The organism is Streptomyces crystallinus (assembly GCF_039521265.1).
Taxonomy (GTDB): Bacteria; Actinomycetota; Actinomycetes; order Streptomycetales; family Streptomycetaceae; genus Streptomyces; species Streptomyces crystallinus.
The window spans coordinates 1-16,842 of record NZ_BAAACA010000010.1; the positions used below are offsets into that span (position 1 = coordinate 1).

General features: G+C 72.4%; 11 protein-coding genes. 2 read left to right on the plus strand and 9 right to left on the minus strand.

What is annotated here, in order from left to right:
* The 7 genes from ispG to ABD236_RS09285 form a co-directional block, all read right to left on the minus strand.
* Window positions 1-783, minus strand: a 783-nt coding sequence (ispG, locus tag ABD236_RS09255) for a flavodoxin-dependent (E)-4-hydroxy-3-methylbut-2-enyl-diphosphate synthase (RefSeq protein ID WP_344072281.1), incomplete at its 3' end; no start/stop codon positions are given.
* 178 nt (window positions 784-961) lie between these two features.
* Window positions 962-2,260, minus strand: coding sequence for a M50 family metallopeptidase (locus ABD236_RS09260; RefSeq protein ID WP_344072283.1), 1,299 nt, complete (start codon window positions 2,258-2,260; stop codon window positions 962-964).
* Window positions 2,257-3,507: a 1-deoxy-D-xylulose-5-phosphate reductoisomerase gene (gene dxr / locus ABD236_RS09265; RefSeq protein ID WP_344072286.1), complete on the minus strand. Its 1,251-nt coding sequence runs from the start codon at window positions 3,505-3,507 to the stop codon at window positions 2,257-2,259. Before dxr ends, ABD236_RS09260 begins: the two co-directional genes overlap by 4 nt.
* 129 nt (window positions 3,508-3,636) lie before the next feature.
* Window positions 3,637-5,562, minus strand: a complete 1,926-nt coding sequence (locus ABD236_RS09270; protein ID WP_344072288.1) for an acyl-CoA dehydrogenase family protein — start codon at window positions 5,560-5,562, stop codon at window positions 3,637-3,639.
* Window positions 5,563-5,725: 163 nt separating this feature from the next.
* Window positions 5,726-7,171 (minus strand): aldehyde dehydrogenase family protein, encoded by a 1,446-nt coding sequence (locus tag ABD236_RS09275; RefSeq protein WP_344072290.1) that lies wholly within the window; start codon window positions 7,169-7,171, stop codon window positions 5,726-5,728.
* A 513-nt stretch (window positions 7,172-7,684) separates the two neighbouring features.
* A complete protein-coding gene (locus ABD236_RS09280; RefSeq protein ID WP_344072293.1) occupies window positions 7,685-9,214 on the minus strand; it encodes a PucR family transcriptional regulator in 1,530 nt (509 codons plus the stop codon).
* A gap of 123 nt (window positions 9,215-9,337) precedes the next feature.
* Complete coding sequence (locus ABD236_RS09285; protein WP_344072295.1) at window positions 9,338-11,707, minus strand: ATP/GTP-binding protein; 2,370 nt, start codon at window positions 11,705-11,707, stop codon at window positions 9,338-9,340.
* Between the two features lie 389 nt (window positions 11,708-12,096).
* On the opposite strand from ABD236_RS09285, the gene gabT reads away from it, so the two are divergent.
* Together gabT and ABD236_RS09295 are read left to right on the plus strand one after the other, a co-directional pair.
* On the plus strand, window positions 12,097-13,431 hold the full coding sequence (gene gabT / locus ABD236_RS09290) for a 4-aminobutyrate--2-oxoglutarate transaminase (RefSeq protein WP_344072297.1): 1,335 nt from the start codon (window positions 12,097-12,099) through the stop codon (window positions 13,429-13,431).
* A gap of 126 nt (window positions 13,432-13,557) precedes the next feature.
* Window positions 13,558-14,361, plus strand: coding sequence for a phosphatase PAP2 family protein (locus ABD236_RS09295; protein WP_344072299.1), 804 nt, complete (start codon window positions 13,558-13,560; stop codon window positions 14,359-14,361).
* Here ABD236_RS09295 and ABD236_RS09300 read toward each other — a convergent pair.
* Window positions 14,312-16,147, minus strand: a complete 1,836-nt coding sequence (locus ABD236_RS09300) for a chitinase (RefSeq protein ID WP_344072301.1) — start codon at window positions 16,145-16,147, stop codon at window positions 14,312-14,314. The two genes, ABD236_RS09295 and ABD236_RS09300, sit on opposite strands and share 50 nt — an antisense overlap.
* 166 nt (window positions 16,148-16,313) lie before the next feature.
* The gene (locus ABD236_RS09305) at window positions 16,314-16,772 is read right to left on the minus strand and encodes a hypothetical protein (RefSeq protein WP_344072303.1); all 459 of its coding nucleotides are present in this window, start codon (window positions 16,770-16,772) and stop codon (window positions 16,314-16,316) included.
* Between the last annotated feature and the right edge of the window lie 70 nt (window positions 16,773-16,842).

Genomic DNA, 16,842 nt, shown 5'->3' on the forward strand with positions numbered 1-16,842 from the left:
CCCCACCTTGATCTCCTCCGCCGGCGGCGCCGACAACGACACCCGGATCGTGTCACCGATCCCCTGGCTCAACAGCGCACCGAAAGCCACCGCCGACTTGATCGTCCCCTGGAACGCCGGACCCGCCTCCGTCACCCCCAAATGCAACGGATAGTCACACTGCGCCGCCAGCTGCCGGTAGGCCTCGACCATCACCACCGGATCGTTGTGCTTCACCGAGATCTTGATGTCCCGGAAATCGTGCTCCTCGAAGAGCGACGCCTCCCACAGAGCCGACTCCACCAGCGCCTCCGGCGTGGCCCTGCCGTACTTCCTCAGCAGCCGCGCATCCAGCGACCCCGCGTTCACCCCGATACGAATCGGCGTCCCCGCGTCCTTCGCCGCCCGCGCGATCTCCTTCACCTTGTCATCGAACTGCTTGATATTGCCCGGATTCACCCGCACCGCCGCACAGCCCGCATCGATCGCCGCGAACACGTACTTCGGCTGGAAATGAATATCCGCGATCACCGGGATCTGCGACTTCTTCGCGATCGTCGCCAACGCGTCCGCATCATCCTGCGTCGGACACGCCACCCGCACGATCTGACAGCCCGACGCCGTCAGCTCCGCGATCTGCTGCAACGTCGCCCCGATGTCCGACGTCCGCGTCGTCGTCATCGACTGCACCGACACAGGAGCATCCCCGCCGACCGCCACCGACCCGACCTGGATCTGACGGCTCTTGCGACGCTCGGCCAGCCTGGTCGGTACGGACGGCATTCCCAGTGAAATCGCAGTCATCTGCTGTGCAACCCCAAGGTGTGGATCAAGGTCCCGAGATCGGCGGGCTCCAGCCTTCGAGGTTACGGCACCCCGGGGCGCCCCAGCACACCCCGCCCCCGGAGTTCACGCAAAGGGGCGGCCCGGGCACGTTAAGCATCCGGACCGCCCCGTACACGCGTACGACCAGAAGATCCGACTAGGAGATCTTCACCGGGTTCACCACGTCCGCGACCAGCACGAGCAGCGTGAAGCAGATGAAGATCCCGGCCACCACGTACGCCACCGGCATCAGCTTCGCCACGTCGAACGGGCCCGGGTCGGGGCGCTTGAAGACGCGCGCGACCGTGCGGCGCAGCGACTCCCACAGCGCGCCCGCGATGTGCCCGCCGTCCAGCGGCAGCAGCGGCAGCATGTTGAAGAGGAACAGCGAGAGGTTGAACCCGGCGACCAGGAACAGCATCATCGCGATCTGGTTCTCCGGCGGGATGTCGAGGGTGAACACCTCGCCGCCGACCCGGGCCGCGCCGACGACGCCCATCGGGGAGTCGGCCTTGCGGTCCTCGCCGTTGAAGGCCGCGTTCCACAGGTCCGGGACCTTGGAGGGGATCGCGACCAGCGACTTCACCCCGGAGCGCATCATGTCGCCCATACGGTCCACGGACTGGCCGAAGGACTGCTGGACGATGCCGGTGGCGGGGCTGAAGCCGAGGAAGCCCGCCGAGGTGGTGCCGGAGGTGTAGTTGCCGGAGCCGTCGATCTTCGCCACGTCGTTCTTGATCAGGCTGGCGTGCAGGTCGAGCGGCTTGCCGTCGCGCTGGACGGTGATCGTGGCCGGGCCGATGGTGTCGCGGATGTGCTTCTGCAGCGCCGACCAGTCGCCGACCTTCTCGCCGTTGAACGCGACGATCTTGTCGCCCGCCTTCAGCCCGGCCTGCTTGGCGGGGGCCACCGGGTCGGAGGCCTTGCAGGTGTCGCGCTGCTCCTTCTGCGAGATCACACAGTCGGAGACCTTGCCCACCTGGGTGGTCTGGGTGTTGACGCCGAACGTCATCATCACGCCGAAGAAGATCGCCACGGCCAGGATCAGGTTCATGAACGGCCCGGCGAACATCACGATCACGCGCTTCCACGGCTTGCGCGTGTAGAAGAGGCGCGTCTCGTCGCCCGGCTGGAGCTCCTCGAAGGCCGCCGAGCGGGCGTCCTCGATCATGCCGCGCCAGGGCGAGGTGGAGCGTGCGGTGATCCGCCCGTCCTCGCCGGGCGGGAACATGCCGATCATACGGATGTACCCGCCGAGGGGGACGGCCTTGATGCCGTACTCGGTGTCGCCCTTCTTCCGCGACCAGATGGTCGGGCCGAAGCCGACCATGTACTGCGGCACCCGGATGCCGAACATCTTGGCCGTGGAGAGGTGGCCCAGCTCGTGCCACGCGATCGAGACGAGCAGGCCGACCACGAAGACGACTATGCCGAGGACCGTCATCAAAATCGTCATGCGCGCGCCTTTGCTGTCGCCTTCACCGCGAGTTCACGAGCCCGGGCCCGTGCCCAGGTCTCCGCTTCCAGGACGTCCGAGACCGTGAGGGAAGTTCCCTCGGCGGGGGTGCCGTGCTCGGCCACGACCTCTGTGACCGTATCCATGATTCCGTTGAAAGGCAGCCGTCCCGCGAGGAAAGCGTCCACGCACTCCTCGTTCGCGGCATTGAACACCGCCGGAGCGGTTCCGCCCAGCTCCCCGACGTGCCGGGCGAGTCCGACCGAGGGGAAGGCCTCGGTGTCCAGCGGGAAGAACTCCCAGCTCGACGCCTTGGTCCAGTCGAAGGCGGGGGCCGCGTCCGGCACCCGCTCGGGCCAGCCGATGCCGATGGCGATCGGGCCGCGCATGTCCGGCGGGGTGGCCTGGGCGAGGGTGGAGCCGTCGGTGAACTCGACCATGGAGTGGACGTAGGACTGCGGGTGCACGACGACCTCGATGCGCTCGAAGGGGATGTCGTACAGCAGATGGGCCTCGATGACCTCCAGGCCCTTGTTCACCAGGGTGGCCGAGTTGACGGTGATCACCGGGCCCATGGCCCAGGTGGGGTGCGCCAGGGCGTCCTCGGGCCGTACGTCCGCGAGCTCCGCGCGCGTACGGCCGCGGAAGGGGCCGCCGGAGGCGGTGACCACCAGCTTGCGCACGTCGGCGCGGGTGCCCGCGGCGAGGGACTGGAAGAGGGCGGCGTGCTCGGAGTCGACCGGGATGATCTGGCCGGGCTTCGCGAGCGCCTTCACCAGGGGGCCGCCGACGATCAGCGACTCCTTGTTGGCGAGCGCCAGGGTGCGGCCCGCCGTGAGGGCGGCCAGCGTGGGCGCCAGGCCGATGGAACCGGTGATGCCGTTGAGGACGGTGTGGCACGCGGAGGCGGCGAGCTCGGTGGCCGCGTCGGGGCCGGCGAGGATCTCGGGCAGCGGCTCGGTGCCGTACTGCTCCTTCAGCGCCTCGCGCAGCGCGGGCACCGCGTCCGGCCGGGCGACCGCGACCGCGCGCACCCGCAGTCGGCGCGCCTGCTCGGCGAGGAGCGCGACCCGTCCGCCCGACGCGGCGAGCGCGGTGACGCGGAACCGGTCGGGGTTGCGCAGCACCAGGTCGATGGCCTGGGTGCCGATGGACCCGGTGGAGCCGAGGACGACGATGTCCCGGCGGCCTTCAGTGGTGTCGAAGGCGATGTGCGGGTCGGCGAGGGGGGCTGGGCTGTCGCTCATGCCCCCATTCTTGCCGCATCGGCTGTGCGCCGGGAAAGCACTCCCCCGTGCCGGAGCCGCGCGGCGCCCCGCGGGGGCGCCGGGACACCGGGGAGCGCGCCTCCCCGGCGTCCCAACGGCCGGGCGGATTCAGCGGATCGGGCGGTGGACGTTGTCCCGCTTCGCCGGTCCCGGGGTCGCGTCCGCGATCCACGGGCCCTCGCCCGACGGGTCGACGACGCCCTCCTCCAGCCAGGTGTACGAGCCCGCCAGCACCCCGGTGACGACCCTGCGGTCGAGGTCGTCGGTGTTGGCCCACAGCCGCTCGAAGAGCTCGTCCACCCGGATGCGGGCCTGGCGGCAGAAGACGTCGGCCAGCTGGTGGGCCTCGCGGCCGTGCGCGCCGGTCGTGCGCAGCAGCTCCGCCCGGACACAGGCGGCGCTCATCGCGAACAGTTCCGCGCCGATGTCCACGATCCGGCCGAGGAAGCCCTGTTTGGTCTCCATCCGGCCCTGCCAGCGCGACATCGCGTAGAAGGTGGAGCGGGCCAGCTTGCGGGCGGACCGCTCGACGTACCGGATGTGCTGGGCGAGGTCGCCGAACTCGCTGTAGGAGTTGGGCAGTTGGCCCGGGCCGGAGAGGAGCTTGGGGAGCCAGCGGGCGTAGAAGGCGGCGGCGTTCGCGCCCGCCCTGGCCTTGTCCGGCAGCTTCTTGTCCGGGTCGATGAGATCGCCCGCGACCGAGAGGTGGGCGTCGACGGCCTCGCGCGCGATCAGCAGGTGCATGATCTCGGTGGAGCCCTCGAAGATCCGGTTGATGCGCAGATCGCGCAGGATCTGCTCGGCCGGTACGGCCCGCTCGCCCCGGGCGGCCAGCGAGTCGGCGGTCTCGAAGCCGCGCCCGCCGCGGATCTGCACCAGCTCGTCGGCCATCAGCCAGGCCATCTCGGAGCCGTAGAGCTTGGCGAGGGCGGCCTCGATGCGGATGTCGTTGCGGTCCTCGTCGGCCATCTGCGAGGAGAGGTCGAGCACCGCCTCCAGGGCGAAGGTGGTGGCCGCGATAAAGGAGATCTTGCTGCCGACGGCCTCGTGCTGGGCGATCGGCTTGCCCCACTGCTCGCGCGCCGCCGACCACTCGCGGGCGATCTTCAGACACCACTTCCCGGCGCCGACGCACATCGCGGGCAGCGACAGGCGGCCGGTGTTCAGCGTGGTCAGGGCGATCTTCAGCCCGGCGCCCTCGGGGCCGATGCGGTGCGATGCCGGGACCCGGACCTGGTGGAAGCGGGTCACGCCGTTCTCCAGGCCGCGCAGGCCCATGAAGGCGTTGCGGTTCTCCACGGTGATGCCGGGCGAGTCGGCCTCGACGACGAAGGCGGTGATGCCGCCCTTGTGCCCCTCGGACTTCGGCACCCGCGCCATGACGACCAGCAGGTCCGCGACGACACCGTTGGTGGTCCAGAGCTTCACGCCGTCCAGGACGTAGGCGTCGTCCCCGTCCGGGACCGCCGAGGTGGCGAGCCGGGCCGGGTCCGAGCCGACGTCCGGCTCGGTGAGCAGGAAGGCGGAGATGTCGGTACGGGCGCAGCGCGGCAGGAAGGTGTCGCGCTGCTCCTGGGTGCCGAAGAGTTTCAGCGGCTGCGGTACGCCGATCGACTGATGGGCCGAGAGCAGCGCGCCGATCGCGGGGCTGGCGGAACCGGCCAGCGCGAGCGCCTTGTTGTAGTACACCTGGGTGAGGCCGAGGCCGCCGTACTTGGTGTCGATCTTCATCCCGAGGGCGCCGAGCTCCTTGAGCCCGTTGATCACCTCGTCGGGGATCTTCGACTCGCGCTCGATCAGGGCGCCGTCGATCTTCGTCTCGCAGAAGTCGCGCAGCTTGGCGAGGAACGCCTCGCCGCGCTCCGCGTCCTCGGTCGCGGGCAGCGGGTGCGGATGGATGAGGTCGAGCCGGAAGCGCCCGAGGAAGAGTTCCTTCGCGAAGCTCGGTTTGCGCCAGTCCTGCTCGCGCGCGGCTTCGGCGACCCGGCGCGCTTCGCGCTCGGAGACCTTCGGTGTGCCGTGTGGTGCGGTCATTGAGGGGTTCTCCTCGCCGCGAGGTTGGCGGGGCGCGCGCACGCGCCCGTTACCGGACAGTGCTACTCGTCCGTATGTACCCGATTCCCGGCGGCCCGACCACCCCTGGAACGCGAAACGGCCGGAGCCCGATGCCGGGCTCCGGCCGTGGCGTACCCACGTCCTAGAGGGCGAGGCCCGTCAGGACCAGCACGCGCTCGTACGTGTAGTCGTCCATCGCGTAGCGCACGCCCTCGCGGCCGACGCCGGAGGCCTTGGCGCCGCCGTACGGCATCTGGTCCGCGCGGTACGAGGGGACGTCGCCGATGATCACGCCGCCGACCTCCAGGGCGCGGTGGGCGCGGAAGGCGGTCTGCAGGTTGTGCGTGAAGACGCCTGCCTGGAGGCCGTACTTGGAGGAGTTGACGGCCGCGAAGGCCGCCTCCTCGCCGTCCACCTTCTGCACGGTGAGGACCGGTCCGAAGACCTCCTCGCAGGCGAGGGTGGTGTCGGCCGGGACCTCGGTGAGCACGGTCGGGGCGTAGGAGGCGCCGTCGCGCTTGCCGCCGGCGAGGAGCTTCGCGCCGGCCGAGACGGCCTCGTCGACCCAGGACTCGACGCGCTTGGCGGCGTCCTCGCTGACCAGCGGGCCGACGTCGGTGGAGGCGTCGGAGGGGTCACCGGTGACCTGGGCCTCGACGGCCGCGACGATCTTCGGCAGCAGCCGGTCGTAGACGGCGGCGTCGGCGATCACGCGCTGCACGGAGATGCAGGACTGGCCGCCCTGGTAGTTGGAGAAGGTGGCGATACGGGTCGCCGCCCAGTCCAGGTCCGCGTCCGAGGCGAAGTCGGCCAGGACGACGGCAGCGCCGTTGCCGCCGAGCTCCAGGGTGCAGTGCTTGCGCGGCACCGAGTCCATGATCGCGTAGCCGACCTTGTCGGAGCCGGTGAAGGAGATGACCGGGAGGCGGTCGTCCTGCACCAGGGCCGGCATCTTGTCGTTGGCGACCGGCAGGATGCTCCAGGAGCCCGCGGGCAGCTCGGTCTCGGCGAGCAGCTCACCGAGGATGAGGCCGGAGAGCGGAGTGGCCGGGGCGGGCTTGAGGATGATCGGCGCGCCCACCGCGATGGCCGGGGCGACCTTGTGGGCGCACAGGTTCAGCGGGAAGTTGAACGGCGCGATGCCGAGGACGACGCCCTTGGGGAAGCGACGGGTCAGCGCGAAGCGGCCCTGGCCGCCGGCGTCGGTGTCCAGGCGCTGGGCCTCGCCGCCGTTGAAGCGCCGGGCCTCCTCGGCCGCGAACCGGAACACCGAGACGGCACGGCCGACCTCGCCGCGGGCCCACTTGATGGGCTTGCCGTTCTCGGCGGAGATCAGCTGGGCGATCTCCTCGGTGCGCTCGGCGAGGCGCTTGGAGACGTGGTCGAGGGCCGCGGCGCGTACGTGCGCGGGGGTCGCGGCGAACTCGTCGACCACGGCGTGCGCCGCGGCGACGGCCTCCTCGACCTGGGCCTCGGTGGGCACGCTCACCTTGCCGACGAGCCGGCCGTCCCAGGGGGAGGTGACGTCGAAGCTGTCCTCACCGGTGGCCTGGCGGCCGGCGAGCCAGAAGGCATGGGTGGAAGTCATACGAATCCCGGCCCTTCCGAGGTTGGGTTCTTGTGGCTTGTCCCTCCCACGGTAGGCCGGGGCGGGCGGGAGGGGGGTTGTCCGGGTTGGAGTGGTACGGCCTCGGCCCGCACCCTTTTGGAGGGCCCCGCCCTGTGCATTCCGCTGCACGTTCGACTGCGGCCCGGTGGTGGGCTGCTCGCGCAGTTCCCCGCGCCCCTGAAAAGCGTCGTTCGTCTGCGGGCCGTGGCCGGTCGCTCGCGCAGTTCCCCGCGCCCCTGAAAAGCCTCGTTCGTCTGCGGCTGCGTGGCCGGTTGCTCGCGCAGTTCCCCGCGCCCCTAAAAGCGCCTGTGGCTGAGCTGCGTTCTCCGGCTGCGGCCGACTACCCAAGGGGCGCGGGGAACTGCGCGACCAGCCACCCACTCAGCCGCGAACGCATAAGGGGGTGCAGGGGCGCAGCCCCGCCCAGGGGCCCGGGGGTCAGCCCCCACCCACCCCCGGAGGGTCTAGGGAAGGGGCGGGGTGGGGAGAGATTCACGTCTCCGGCGACGTCGTCGCCTTCAGTGCCAGCCACAGCTCCATCCGGACATCCGGGTCGTCCAGCGACCGCCCCAGAATCTCCTCCACCCGCCGCATCCGGTACCGCAGAGTGTGCCGGTGCACACCCAGGTCCGCCGCCGCCGCGTCCCACTGCCCGTGCCGCGACAACCACGCCCGCAGCGACGCCACCAGATCCCCCCGCCCCGTCGCGTCGTGCTCGTACAGCGCCCGCAGCATCCCGTCCGCGAACGCCCGTACCGCGTCGTCCGCGAGCAGCGGCACCAGCGAGCCCGCCACCAGCTCCTCGTGCTCCACGAGCGGGCGGCCCCGACGCCGGGCCACCGAGAGGGCCTGCTCGGCCTGCTTGTAGGCGGAGGCGGCCGCTATCGGCCCGGCGGGGGCGGAGAGACCGGTGACGAGTTCGGCGCCCTCCTCCGGGGCGAAGGAGACGCACGCCGCCACCGCGTCGCCGCCGTCGGCCGCCAGCACCACCAGCCGCTCGCCCTCCGGCACCACCAGGACCGCCTCCCCGGCCCGCGCCGCCGCCGACTCCATCGCCTCGGCGAGCACCCCGAGGTCGGCCGACTCCCCCGCCGCCTCGGCGATGACGAGCCGGAAGGGGGCGTCGAGGAGGTCGCCGTAGAGATCGCCCGCCACCGCCCGGGCGTGGTCCTGCTGCCCGGACAGCAGCATCCGCAGCACCGCCGCGCCCAGGCGCTGCTCGGCGAGCTGGAGGGCCCGGGTCCGTTCCGTGGTGAGGGTGAGGAGCGCGACCGCGGAGTGCACGGCGTACCGCTCGGCCGTCCCGAGCGGCGCCCCCGTACCGACCGCGAGCGCGCCCCGCACCCGCCGCCCGGTACCGAGCGACTGGAGCTCGACGCGGTCGTCCGAGCCGCCGACCACCGCGCTGGCGGGCGCCGCCCGGTCGCGCAGCCGGGCCACGTCGGCGGTGAGCCGGGCCGCCCGCCGCCCCGCCCACTCCGGCTGCACCGCGACCACCGCGCCCGAGGTGTCGTACAGCGCGGCCCACCCGTCCACGTGCGCCGCGAGCCGGGCGAGCAGTTCGCCGGGGCCCGCGAGCGCGGCCCGGGTCAGCTCGCGCTGGGCCTCGAAGCCCGCCGTCACCGCCCGGTACTGGTCGGCCGCGATCGCCGCCGAGACGGCCTTGGAGATCGCCAGGAACGGGGTGCGGCGCGGCACCTCCAGGAGCGGGAAGTCCTCGGCGCGGGCCGCGTCGAGCAGGGCGTCCGGCACCGTGTCATAGGTGACGCCGACCGCGAAGCCGAGCCCGACGACCCCCGCGCCGGCCAGACGCCGCACATAGCGGCGCATGGCCTGCGGGTCCTCGGCGTCCAGCGTCATCGCGGTGATGAGGAGGAGTTCGCCGCCCTCCATGTACGGGACGGGGTCGGCGAGCTCGCTGACGTGCGCCCAGCGCACCGGCGTGTCCAGCCGGTCCTCGCCCGCGCGCACGGTGAGCTTCAGCGCCGAGTGCTGGACCAGGGAGGCGAGGGTGGGCGGCATGGGGAGCTTCGACGACCTTCGAGGGGGTGTGGGGGGAATGCGCCATCCCGTATGAACGGCGCATCCCGATTCTGCCAGGACGGCGGGGTCCGGGCGCACCCGAGAAGGCGGTTCCAGCGGTTCTCAGCCCCGCAGGTCCACCAGGAGCGGTGGCGCGTGCTCGCCCCCGACGTCGGTGAGGGAGAGCACCGCGTGCCCGGCGGGCACCTGGTGGGCGAGCTGCGAGGCCGACCAGCGCTCCCGCTCGACCTTGCGCACGGTCACCGCGTCCCGGGTCACCGCCTTGCCCGTGGCCAGCTTGCGCAGCGAGTGCAGCGCCCGGGTCAGCGGCTGGTCAGCGAAGACCGCGTGCTGGGCGACCTCCGTCGTCTCGACCCACTCGGTGCCCCACAGCTGCGACAGGAGCTGCCCGTCCCAGGTGGTGATCCCGCGGAACGCCATGTGGCAGCCGACCGAGGCGAGCAGCGAGGTGTGCAGCCGCTCCGGTACGTCGGCGAGCGCCCGCAGCGTGAGCACCACCCCGGCGTTGGCCTGCCGCAGCCGTTGCAGGGCCCGTACGGAACCGGCGGTGACCGCGTGCGTGGCGTCGTCCAGGACCAGACAGGCGAAGAGCGAGCGGTCCTGGCGGGCCAGGGCGTTCGTGGTGAACTGCGCGAGCAGCAGCCGGTTCAGCAGCCGCGCCGCCTCCGGGTGCGCCCGCTCGGGCAGGTCGACCCTGACCCGTACGGGGTGCTCCAGGGCGCGCAGCGAGAACGGGCGGCTGTGGCCGGTGGTGTCGAAGAAGGCGGCGAAGGCGGGCCGGTCCAGCGGCGCCAGCCGGTCCGCGAGGAGCAGACCCGGGTCGCCGGGGACGTCGGCCTGCCGCACCCGCGCGTCCAGTTCGCGGTGGAGTGCGGGGTGCGCCTCGCGGTCGAGGTCGGCGCGGAGTTCGTCGAGCGCGTCGCCGGAGCCGTCGAGGAGCTCACGCAGCCGGGGCAGCGAGGGGAAGCGGCCGTACGCCGCCCGGTAGGGGCCGAGGAGCTGGGCGAGCGCGGTCGCGGCGCGCCGCACGTCGGCGTCGGGCAGGTCCCCGGCGCAGCCCTCGGCGAGCAGGGCGGCGGCCTCGTCGGGGTCGACCGTGCCGCCGTAGAGGTCGAGGTCGTACTCGGAGGCCGGGTCGCCGGGCCGCACGATCACGTCGTACGCCTCGTCGGCGCCCAGCGGGGTGCCCGCGGCACCGACGGCGACCACGGCGGCCTGCCCGGCGAGCGCCTGGAGCGCCAGCGACTCCACCACGGGCCGCACCAGATGGCGGGTCTTGCCCGCGCCGGAGGGGCCGAGGGCGAGCAGCGAGGTGCCGAGCGCCGCCGGGTCGACGGCGGCACCCGCGCCCCGGCGGGCGGGCGGGTTGTTCTCCAGGTCGGCGTACCGGCCGATCCTGACCTGGGAGGTGAGCAGGTCGTGGGTGGCGGTGCGGGCGGGCAGGTCGCGGTCGCCGGAGGGGTGCAGACAGGCGCGGGAGCCGTCGCGCAGCACGGCGTCGGTGAACGCCGGGAGCCGGGCCGGGTCGGCGACGACCGAGGCCCAGGCGCGGCGGACGCGGGCGCAGTCCACGTCGTTCATCCGGCCGCTCTCGGCGTCGGCGGCCAGCCGGTCGGCGGCCGCGTGCTGCCCGGCCTCGCGCAGCTGGGGCCAGTCCGCGGGGCCGCGGTCGGTGGGGCCGGCGGGCGCCGGGCCGCTCGGGGCCCGGCCGGTGCGCTCGCGGAAGAGCCCGAGCCAGTCACCGGCCCGGCCGCAGACCCACAGCGCGGCCGCGACCACCAGCACGTGGTAGACGGTGGTGACCGTGTCGGTGGCGTCCTTGGTGGCCACCGGGTCGTCGCTGAAGATCCACGAGTGCGGCACCACGCCGAAGGCGAGCGAGTAGAAGGGGAGCCAGTCGTCGGCCCAGATGACGAACCAGGCCAGGGCGACGGCCACCAGAGCGGTGCGGACCGCGCGCGCGGGCTGCGGGTGGTCCACCGCGTACCGCCGGAAGACCTCGCGCCAGTTGCCGAAGTGCCCGAAGACGTAGATGACGGCGACCGCGACCAGGCTGTTGTACGCGGCGAGCGCGGTCAGCGCGGCGGGGGGCTTGCGGTGGAAGGGCTCCCACCAGTCGGACGGGGTGAACAGCTCCAACGGCACCCTGCGGTGCGGCACATAGCCGTTGCGCCACAGCGACCAGACCAGGACCGCCGCGAGCAGCGCGATCACGGCGCCGCTGAGCAGCTGGCGGTCGGGCACGCGGTGCACGGCGCCGGTGGGGCGCGGCTTGTGCCCGTACCGCCACAGCCCCGGCTCGGCGGCCGCGCGCGGGGTCCGCAGCCACTCGCCCAGCGCCGGGCGCCCGGGGGGCCGGGCGGGCTGCGGCGGGAAGGCGGGCGGCAGCGCCGGGACGGGCGGCGGCGCGGCAGGACGCGGCACCGGCCGCGCCTCGGTACCCCGTGCGTCGTGCGTGCCTTCGCTGTCCATCGACCCTTTGCCCCCTGACCAGCCAGGTCCGTTACGGAGTCCAGCGGCCAATCTAAACGGAACGGGGCCCTTACGGGGGGAGCACGCCCGGTCTTTGTCTGCGGCTGAGTGGTGGGTTGCTCGCGCAGCTCCCCGCGCCCCTAAAAGGCGCCCCTGCGGGGCGATCGGGGGTTGGGCGCCCCGCAGGGGCGCACTCGAGGGGCGCGGGGAACTGCGCGAGAAGCGGCCACCGGCCCGCAGACAAAGGCCGGGCCACTATGTCCGCGACGGACAACGACACACCCGCACCACTCCCGAACGGCGCATGCCCGCGCCAGCTCCCCACCCTTAGCCTGCGAAGAAAGCCACGGAAGCGTCCGATAACACCCCCAGATCCTCCAGGAGCCCCCATGACCGCGATCCCGCAGGAGCGCCGCATCGTCACCGCGATCCCCGGCCCCAAGTCGCAGGAGCTGCAGGAGCGCCGCCTCGCCGCGGTCGCGGCCGGCGTGGGCTCCACCCTGCCCGTCTTCACCGCCCGCGCGGGCGGCGGCATCATCGAGGACGTCGACGGCAACCGTCTGATCGACTTCGGCTCCGGCATCGCCGTGACCAGCGTCGGCGCCTCCGCCGAGGCCGTCGTGCGCCGCGCCTCCGCGCAGCTCGCGGACTTCACCCACACGTGCTTCATGGTCACGCCGTACGAGGGTTACGTCGAGGTCGCCGAGGCCCTCGCCGAGCTCACCCCGGGCGACCACGCCAAGAAGTCCGCGCTGTTCAACAGCGGCGCCGAGGCCGTCGAGAACGCCGTCAAGATCGCCCGTGCGTACACCAAGCGCCAGGCCGTCGTCGTCTTCGACCACGGCTACCACGGCCGTACCAACCTGACGATGGCCCTGACCGCCAAGAACATGCCGTACAAGAACGGCTTCGGCCCGTTCGCGCCCGAGGTCTACCGCGTCCCGGTCGCCTACGGCTACCGCTGGCCGACCGGCGCCGAGAACTGCGGCCCCGAGGCCGCCGCCCAGGCGATCGACAACATCACCAAGCAGATCGGCGCCGACAACGTCGCCGCCATCATCATCGAGCCGGTCCTCGGCGAGGGCGGCTTCATCGAGCCCGCCAAGGGCTTCCTGCCCGCGATCGCCCAGTTCGCCAAGGACAACGGGATCGTCTTCGTCGCCGACGAGATCCAGTCCGGCTTCTGCCGCACCGGCCAGTGGTTCGCCTGTGAGGACGAGGGCATCGTCCCGGACCTGATCACCACCGCCAAGGGCATCGCGGGCGGTCTGCCGCTGTCCGCCGTGACCGGCCGCGCCGAGATCATGGACGCCGCGCACGCCGGCGGCCTCGGCGGCACCTACGGCGGCAACCCGGTGGCCTGCGCCGGCGCGCTCGGTGCGATCGAGACCATGAAGGAGCTCGACCTCAACGGCAAGGCCAAGCGCATCGAGGAGGTCATGAAGGGCCGCCTCTCCGCCATGGCCGAGAAGTTCGACATCATCGGCGACATCCGCGGCCGCGGCGCCATGATCGCCATCGAGCTGGTCCAGGACCGCGCCACCAAGGAGCCGCACGCGGCCGCCGCCGCGGCGCTCGCCAAGGCCTGCCACGCGGAGGGCGTGCTGGTCCTGACCTGCGGCACCTACGGCAACGTGCTGCGCTTCCTGCCGCCGCTGGTCATCGGCGAGGACCTGCTGAACGAGGGCCTCGACGTCATCGAGCAGGCCCTCGCCGCGCTCTGATCAACGGGCTGATCAACGGCTCATCACAGGGCGGGGAACCGGCCTGTGAAGAACGTGTGGGGGGCCGATGGCGCTATGGCGTTCCGGCTGTCGGTCCCCCCGCCCGCTGCCGTACGGTTTCTGCGGATGAGAGAAACACCTCGCCCGCAGGGGACTGCGGGCGGCTCCAGGGCGGCGCATCCCCAGCCTCGTTCTGGTCGTGCCCTGGCGCACACCGCTGGAGCCTCTGGCTCCGGAACTCCTCACCGATCGGATGGCCGTCCGCCCCACACCCCCCGGGGCGTACGGCACACCGGTCGAGCCGGCCGCCCCGGAACCTCCCCCCCTGTTCCGGGGCGGCCGGCTTTCCTCTTCGCCGCTCTCGCGGCGCTCTTCGCGCTCCTCACCTGGCAGGTCGTCGCCGACGGCCCGTTGCGCCGCCTCGACGAGCGCCTGGACGGCCGGCTCGCGGGCCGCGGCCCGCAGGGCCTGGCCGAGGTGCTGGCCGACCTGGGCTCCATGCCCGTCGCCCTGCCGGTCCTGGCCCTCGCCCTCGGGTACGCGGTGTGGCGCGGGGCCCGCGTCGACGCGCTGATCACGGCCGTCACCATGGCCCTGGTCCCGGCGCTGGTCGTCCCGCTGAAGATCTGGACCGACCGCGCGGGCCCGCTCACCTCGGACACCGGCTACTACCCGTCCGGCCACACGGCGACCGCGATGGTGGCGTACGGCGGCGCGGCCCTGCTGCTCGCCCGGTACACCGCCGCGCGCCGGACATGGGTGATGCCCGCCGCCGCGGGAGTGCTCACCGCGGCGACGGGCACCGGTCTGGTGCTGCACGGCTACCACTGGCCCCTGGACGTGCTGGCGAGCGGCTGCCTGTGCGGGATGCTCCTGCTGCTCAGCTCCACGGGTATGCGTCGAAGTTCTTCGAGAACTCCGCGCCGTTGAACCGGTCCCAGTTGACGGACCAGGTCATCAGCCCGCGCAGCCCCGGCCAGCTCCCATGGGTCTGGTACGAGCCGCAGTTCGCCTTCCTGGTCAGGCAGTCCAGGGCCTTGGTGACCTCGGCGGGCGCGGTGTAGCCGTTGCCCGCGTTGGTGGACGCCGGGAGGCCGATGGCGACCTGGTCGGGGCGGAGCGCCGGGAACATCCGGCTGGTGTCCCCCGCCACCGGGAAGCCGGTGAGCAGCATGTCGGTCATGGCGATGTGGAAGTCCGCGCCGCCCATCGAGTGGTACTGGTTGTCCAGGCCCATGATGGAGCCCGAGTTGTAGTCCTGGACGTGCAGCAGCGTCAGGTCGTCGCGCAGCGCGTGGATCACCGGCAGATAGGCGCCGCAGCGCGGGTCCTGGCCGCCCCAGGGGCCCGAGCCGTAGTACTGGTAGCCGAGCTGCACGAAGAACGTCTCCGGGGCCATCGACAGCACGAACTTCGCGCCGTACTTGGCCTTGAGGGTCTTCAGCGCCGATATGAGGTTCACGACCACGGGCGTGGTCGGGTTGCGGAAGTCCGTGTCACCGGTGTTCAGCGCGAGCGAGTGGCCCTCGAAGTCGACGTCCAGGCCGTCGAGTCCGTACTCGTCGATGATCTTCGAGACGGACGAGACGAAGGTGTCCCGGGCGGCCGTGGTGGCGAGCTGGACCTGGCCGTTCTGGCCGCCGATGGAGATCAGCACCTTCTTGCCCGCGGCCTGCTTGGCCTTGACGGCGGCCTTGAACTCGGCGGCGGACTCCACCCCGGGGCACTCGCTCACCGGGCAGAGGCTGAACCGGATGTCGCCGGAGGTGACCGAGGTCGGCTCGCCGAAGGCCAGGTCGATGACGTCCCAGGAGTCGGGGACGTCGGCCATCCGGGTGTAGCCGGAGCCGTTGGCGAAACTGGCGTGCAGATAGCCGACGAGCGCGTGTGTCGGCAGACCGCCGCCCGGGTTGCCTCCCCCGCCGCTGGTGGTGGAGGCGGTGACGGCCGCCGACTTCGGGGACTCGCCCGCCGTGTTGGCGGCGGTGACCTGGAAGGTGTACGCGGTGGACGCGGCCAGACCCGTCACGGTGGCCGAAGTCCCGCTCACCGAGAGGACCTTGGAGCCGCCCTGGTAGATGTTGTAGCCGGTGGCGCCGGGCACGGCCGCCCAGCTCAGGGCGATGCTGGAGGAGGTCGCGGAGCCCGCGGTGAGCCCGGTGGGGGCGCCGGGGAGCTGGACGGGCCCGCCGCCGGGGCCCAGCAGGCTGACGTCGTCGGCGTAGTAGGCGCCGGTGCCGTACCAGCCGTGCGTGTAGATGGTCACCGAGGTGGTCGTGGCGCCGGTCGTGAAGGTGGTGGCCAGCCGCTGCCAGGACGGCGCCGACTGGGTCCAGGTGCTGACGTCGGTGGTACCGGTGCCGAGGGCGCCCAGATAGACGTAACTCCCCTGGACGTACGAGCTCAGGGTGTACGTGGAGCCGGGCTTGACCGTGACGGTCTGGGAGCACTGGGCGTTGTCGCTCCCGGCCGGGGTGGCCTTGAGCGCCCCTGCCCCGCCGTGCACGGGCGAGCTGACCGCCGCGCCGCTGCCGGCCGTACAGCTCCAGCCGTCGAGCGCGGCTTCGAAGCCGCCGTTGCGGGCCAGTTCGGTGTCGGCGGCGCGGGCGGTCTGTGCGGAGGCGACCAGCGCGCCCGCGGCGAGGACGGCCGCCGTGACGGCGGCGAGGAGTCTGGGGGGTCTGGAGGTTCTGGCAAGGCGTCCGGTGCGGTCCACAACGTCCTCCGGGCAGGGGGGAATCGGATCCGGGCGGGGCGGGCGGATCCGGGAACGGCGGGGATGAGTCCGAGCCCGCCACAATGTGGTCCAGACCAATCGGGTTGTCAAGACCTCTGACAGCGGTCCGCCGGTTCGCGGTCCTCCGGTGGTGGGCAGCACCCGTTCAGTCCCGTTCCTCCCGTGCGATCCGCGCCGCCGCCTCGTGCATCGCGAGCTCCAGCAGCGCCGGGTCGGTGAGGGTGCCCGAGCCGTCGGGCGGGACCAGCCAGCGCACCCCGCCGGTGATCCGGCCGGGGTAGGGGACCACGATCCAGGTCCCCTGCCCGGCCCCGCGCACCCCGGTGCCGAGCCAGCGCGCGGCGGTGCCGGGGGGCACGAAGAAGCCCAGGCGCGCGTCGCCGAAGTCGGCGAGGACCGGGCCGGGCCGGTCCACGAGCCTGAGCAGTACGTCGAGCGCGGGGTGCCCCAGTTCGCCCGGCAGGATCAGTACGTCCCAGCGCCTGCCGGCGGGCAGCAGCGCGACCCCGAGGGGGTTGCGCTCCCACTCCCACCGGCAGGCGTCGGGATCCGGCGCCACCGACGCCAGCCATTCCACCGCTGTCTTCGGGCCGGAGCCATTCATCACCCGGTCTTCCTTCCGTGAGCGCGGAGTTGCGCGGTCACGTATGGAGAGCGGGGTGCGGCCCGGCTAT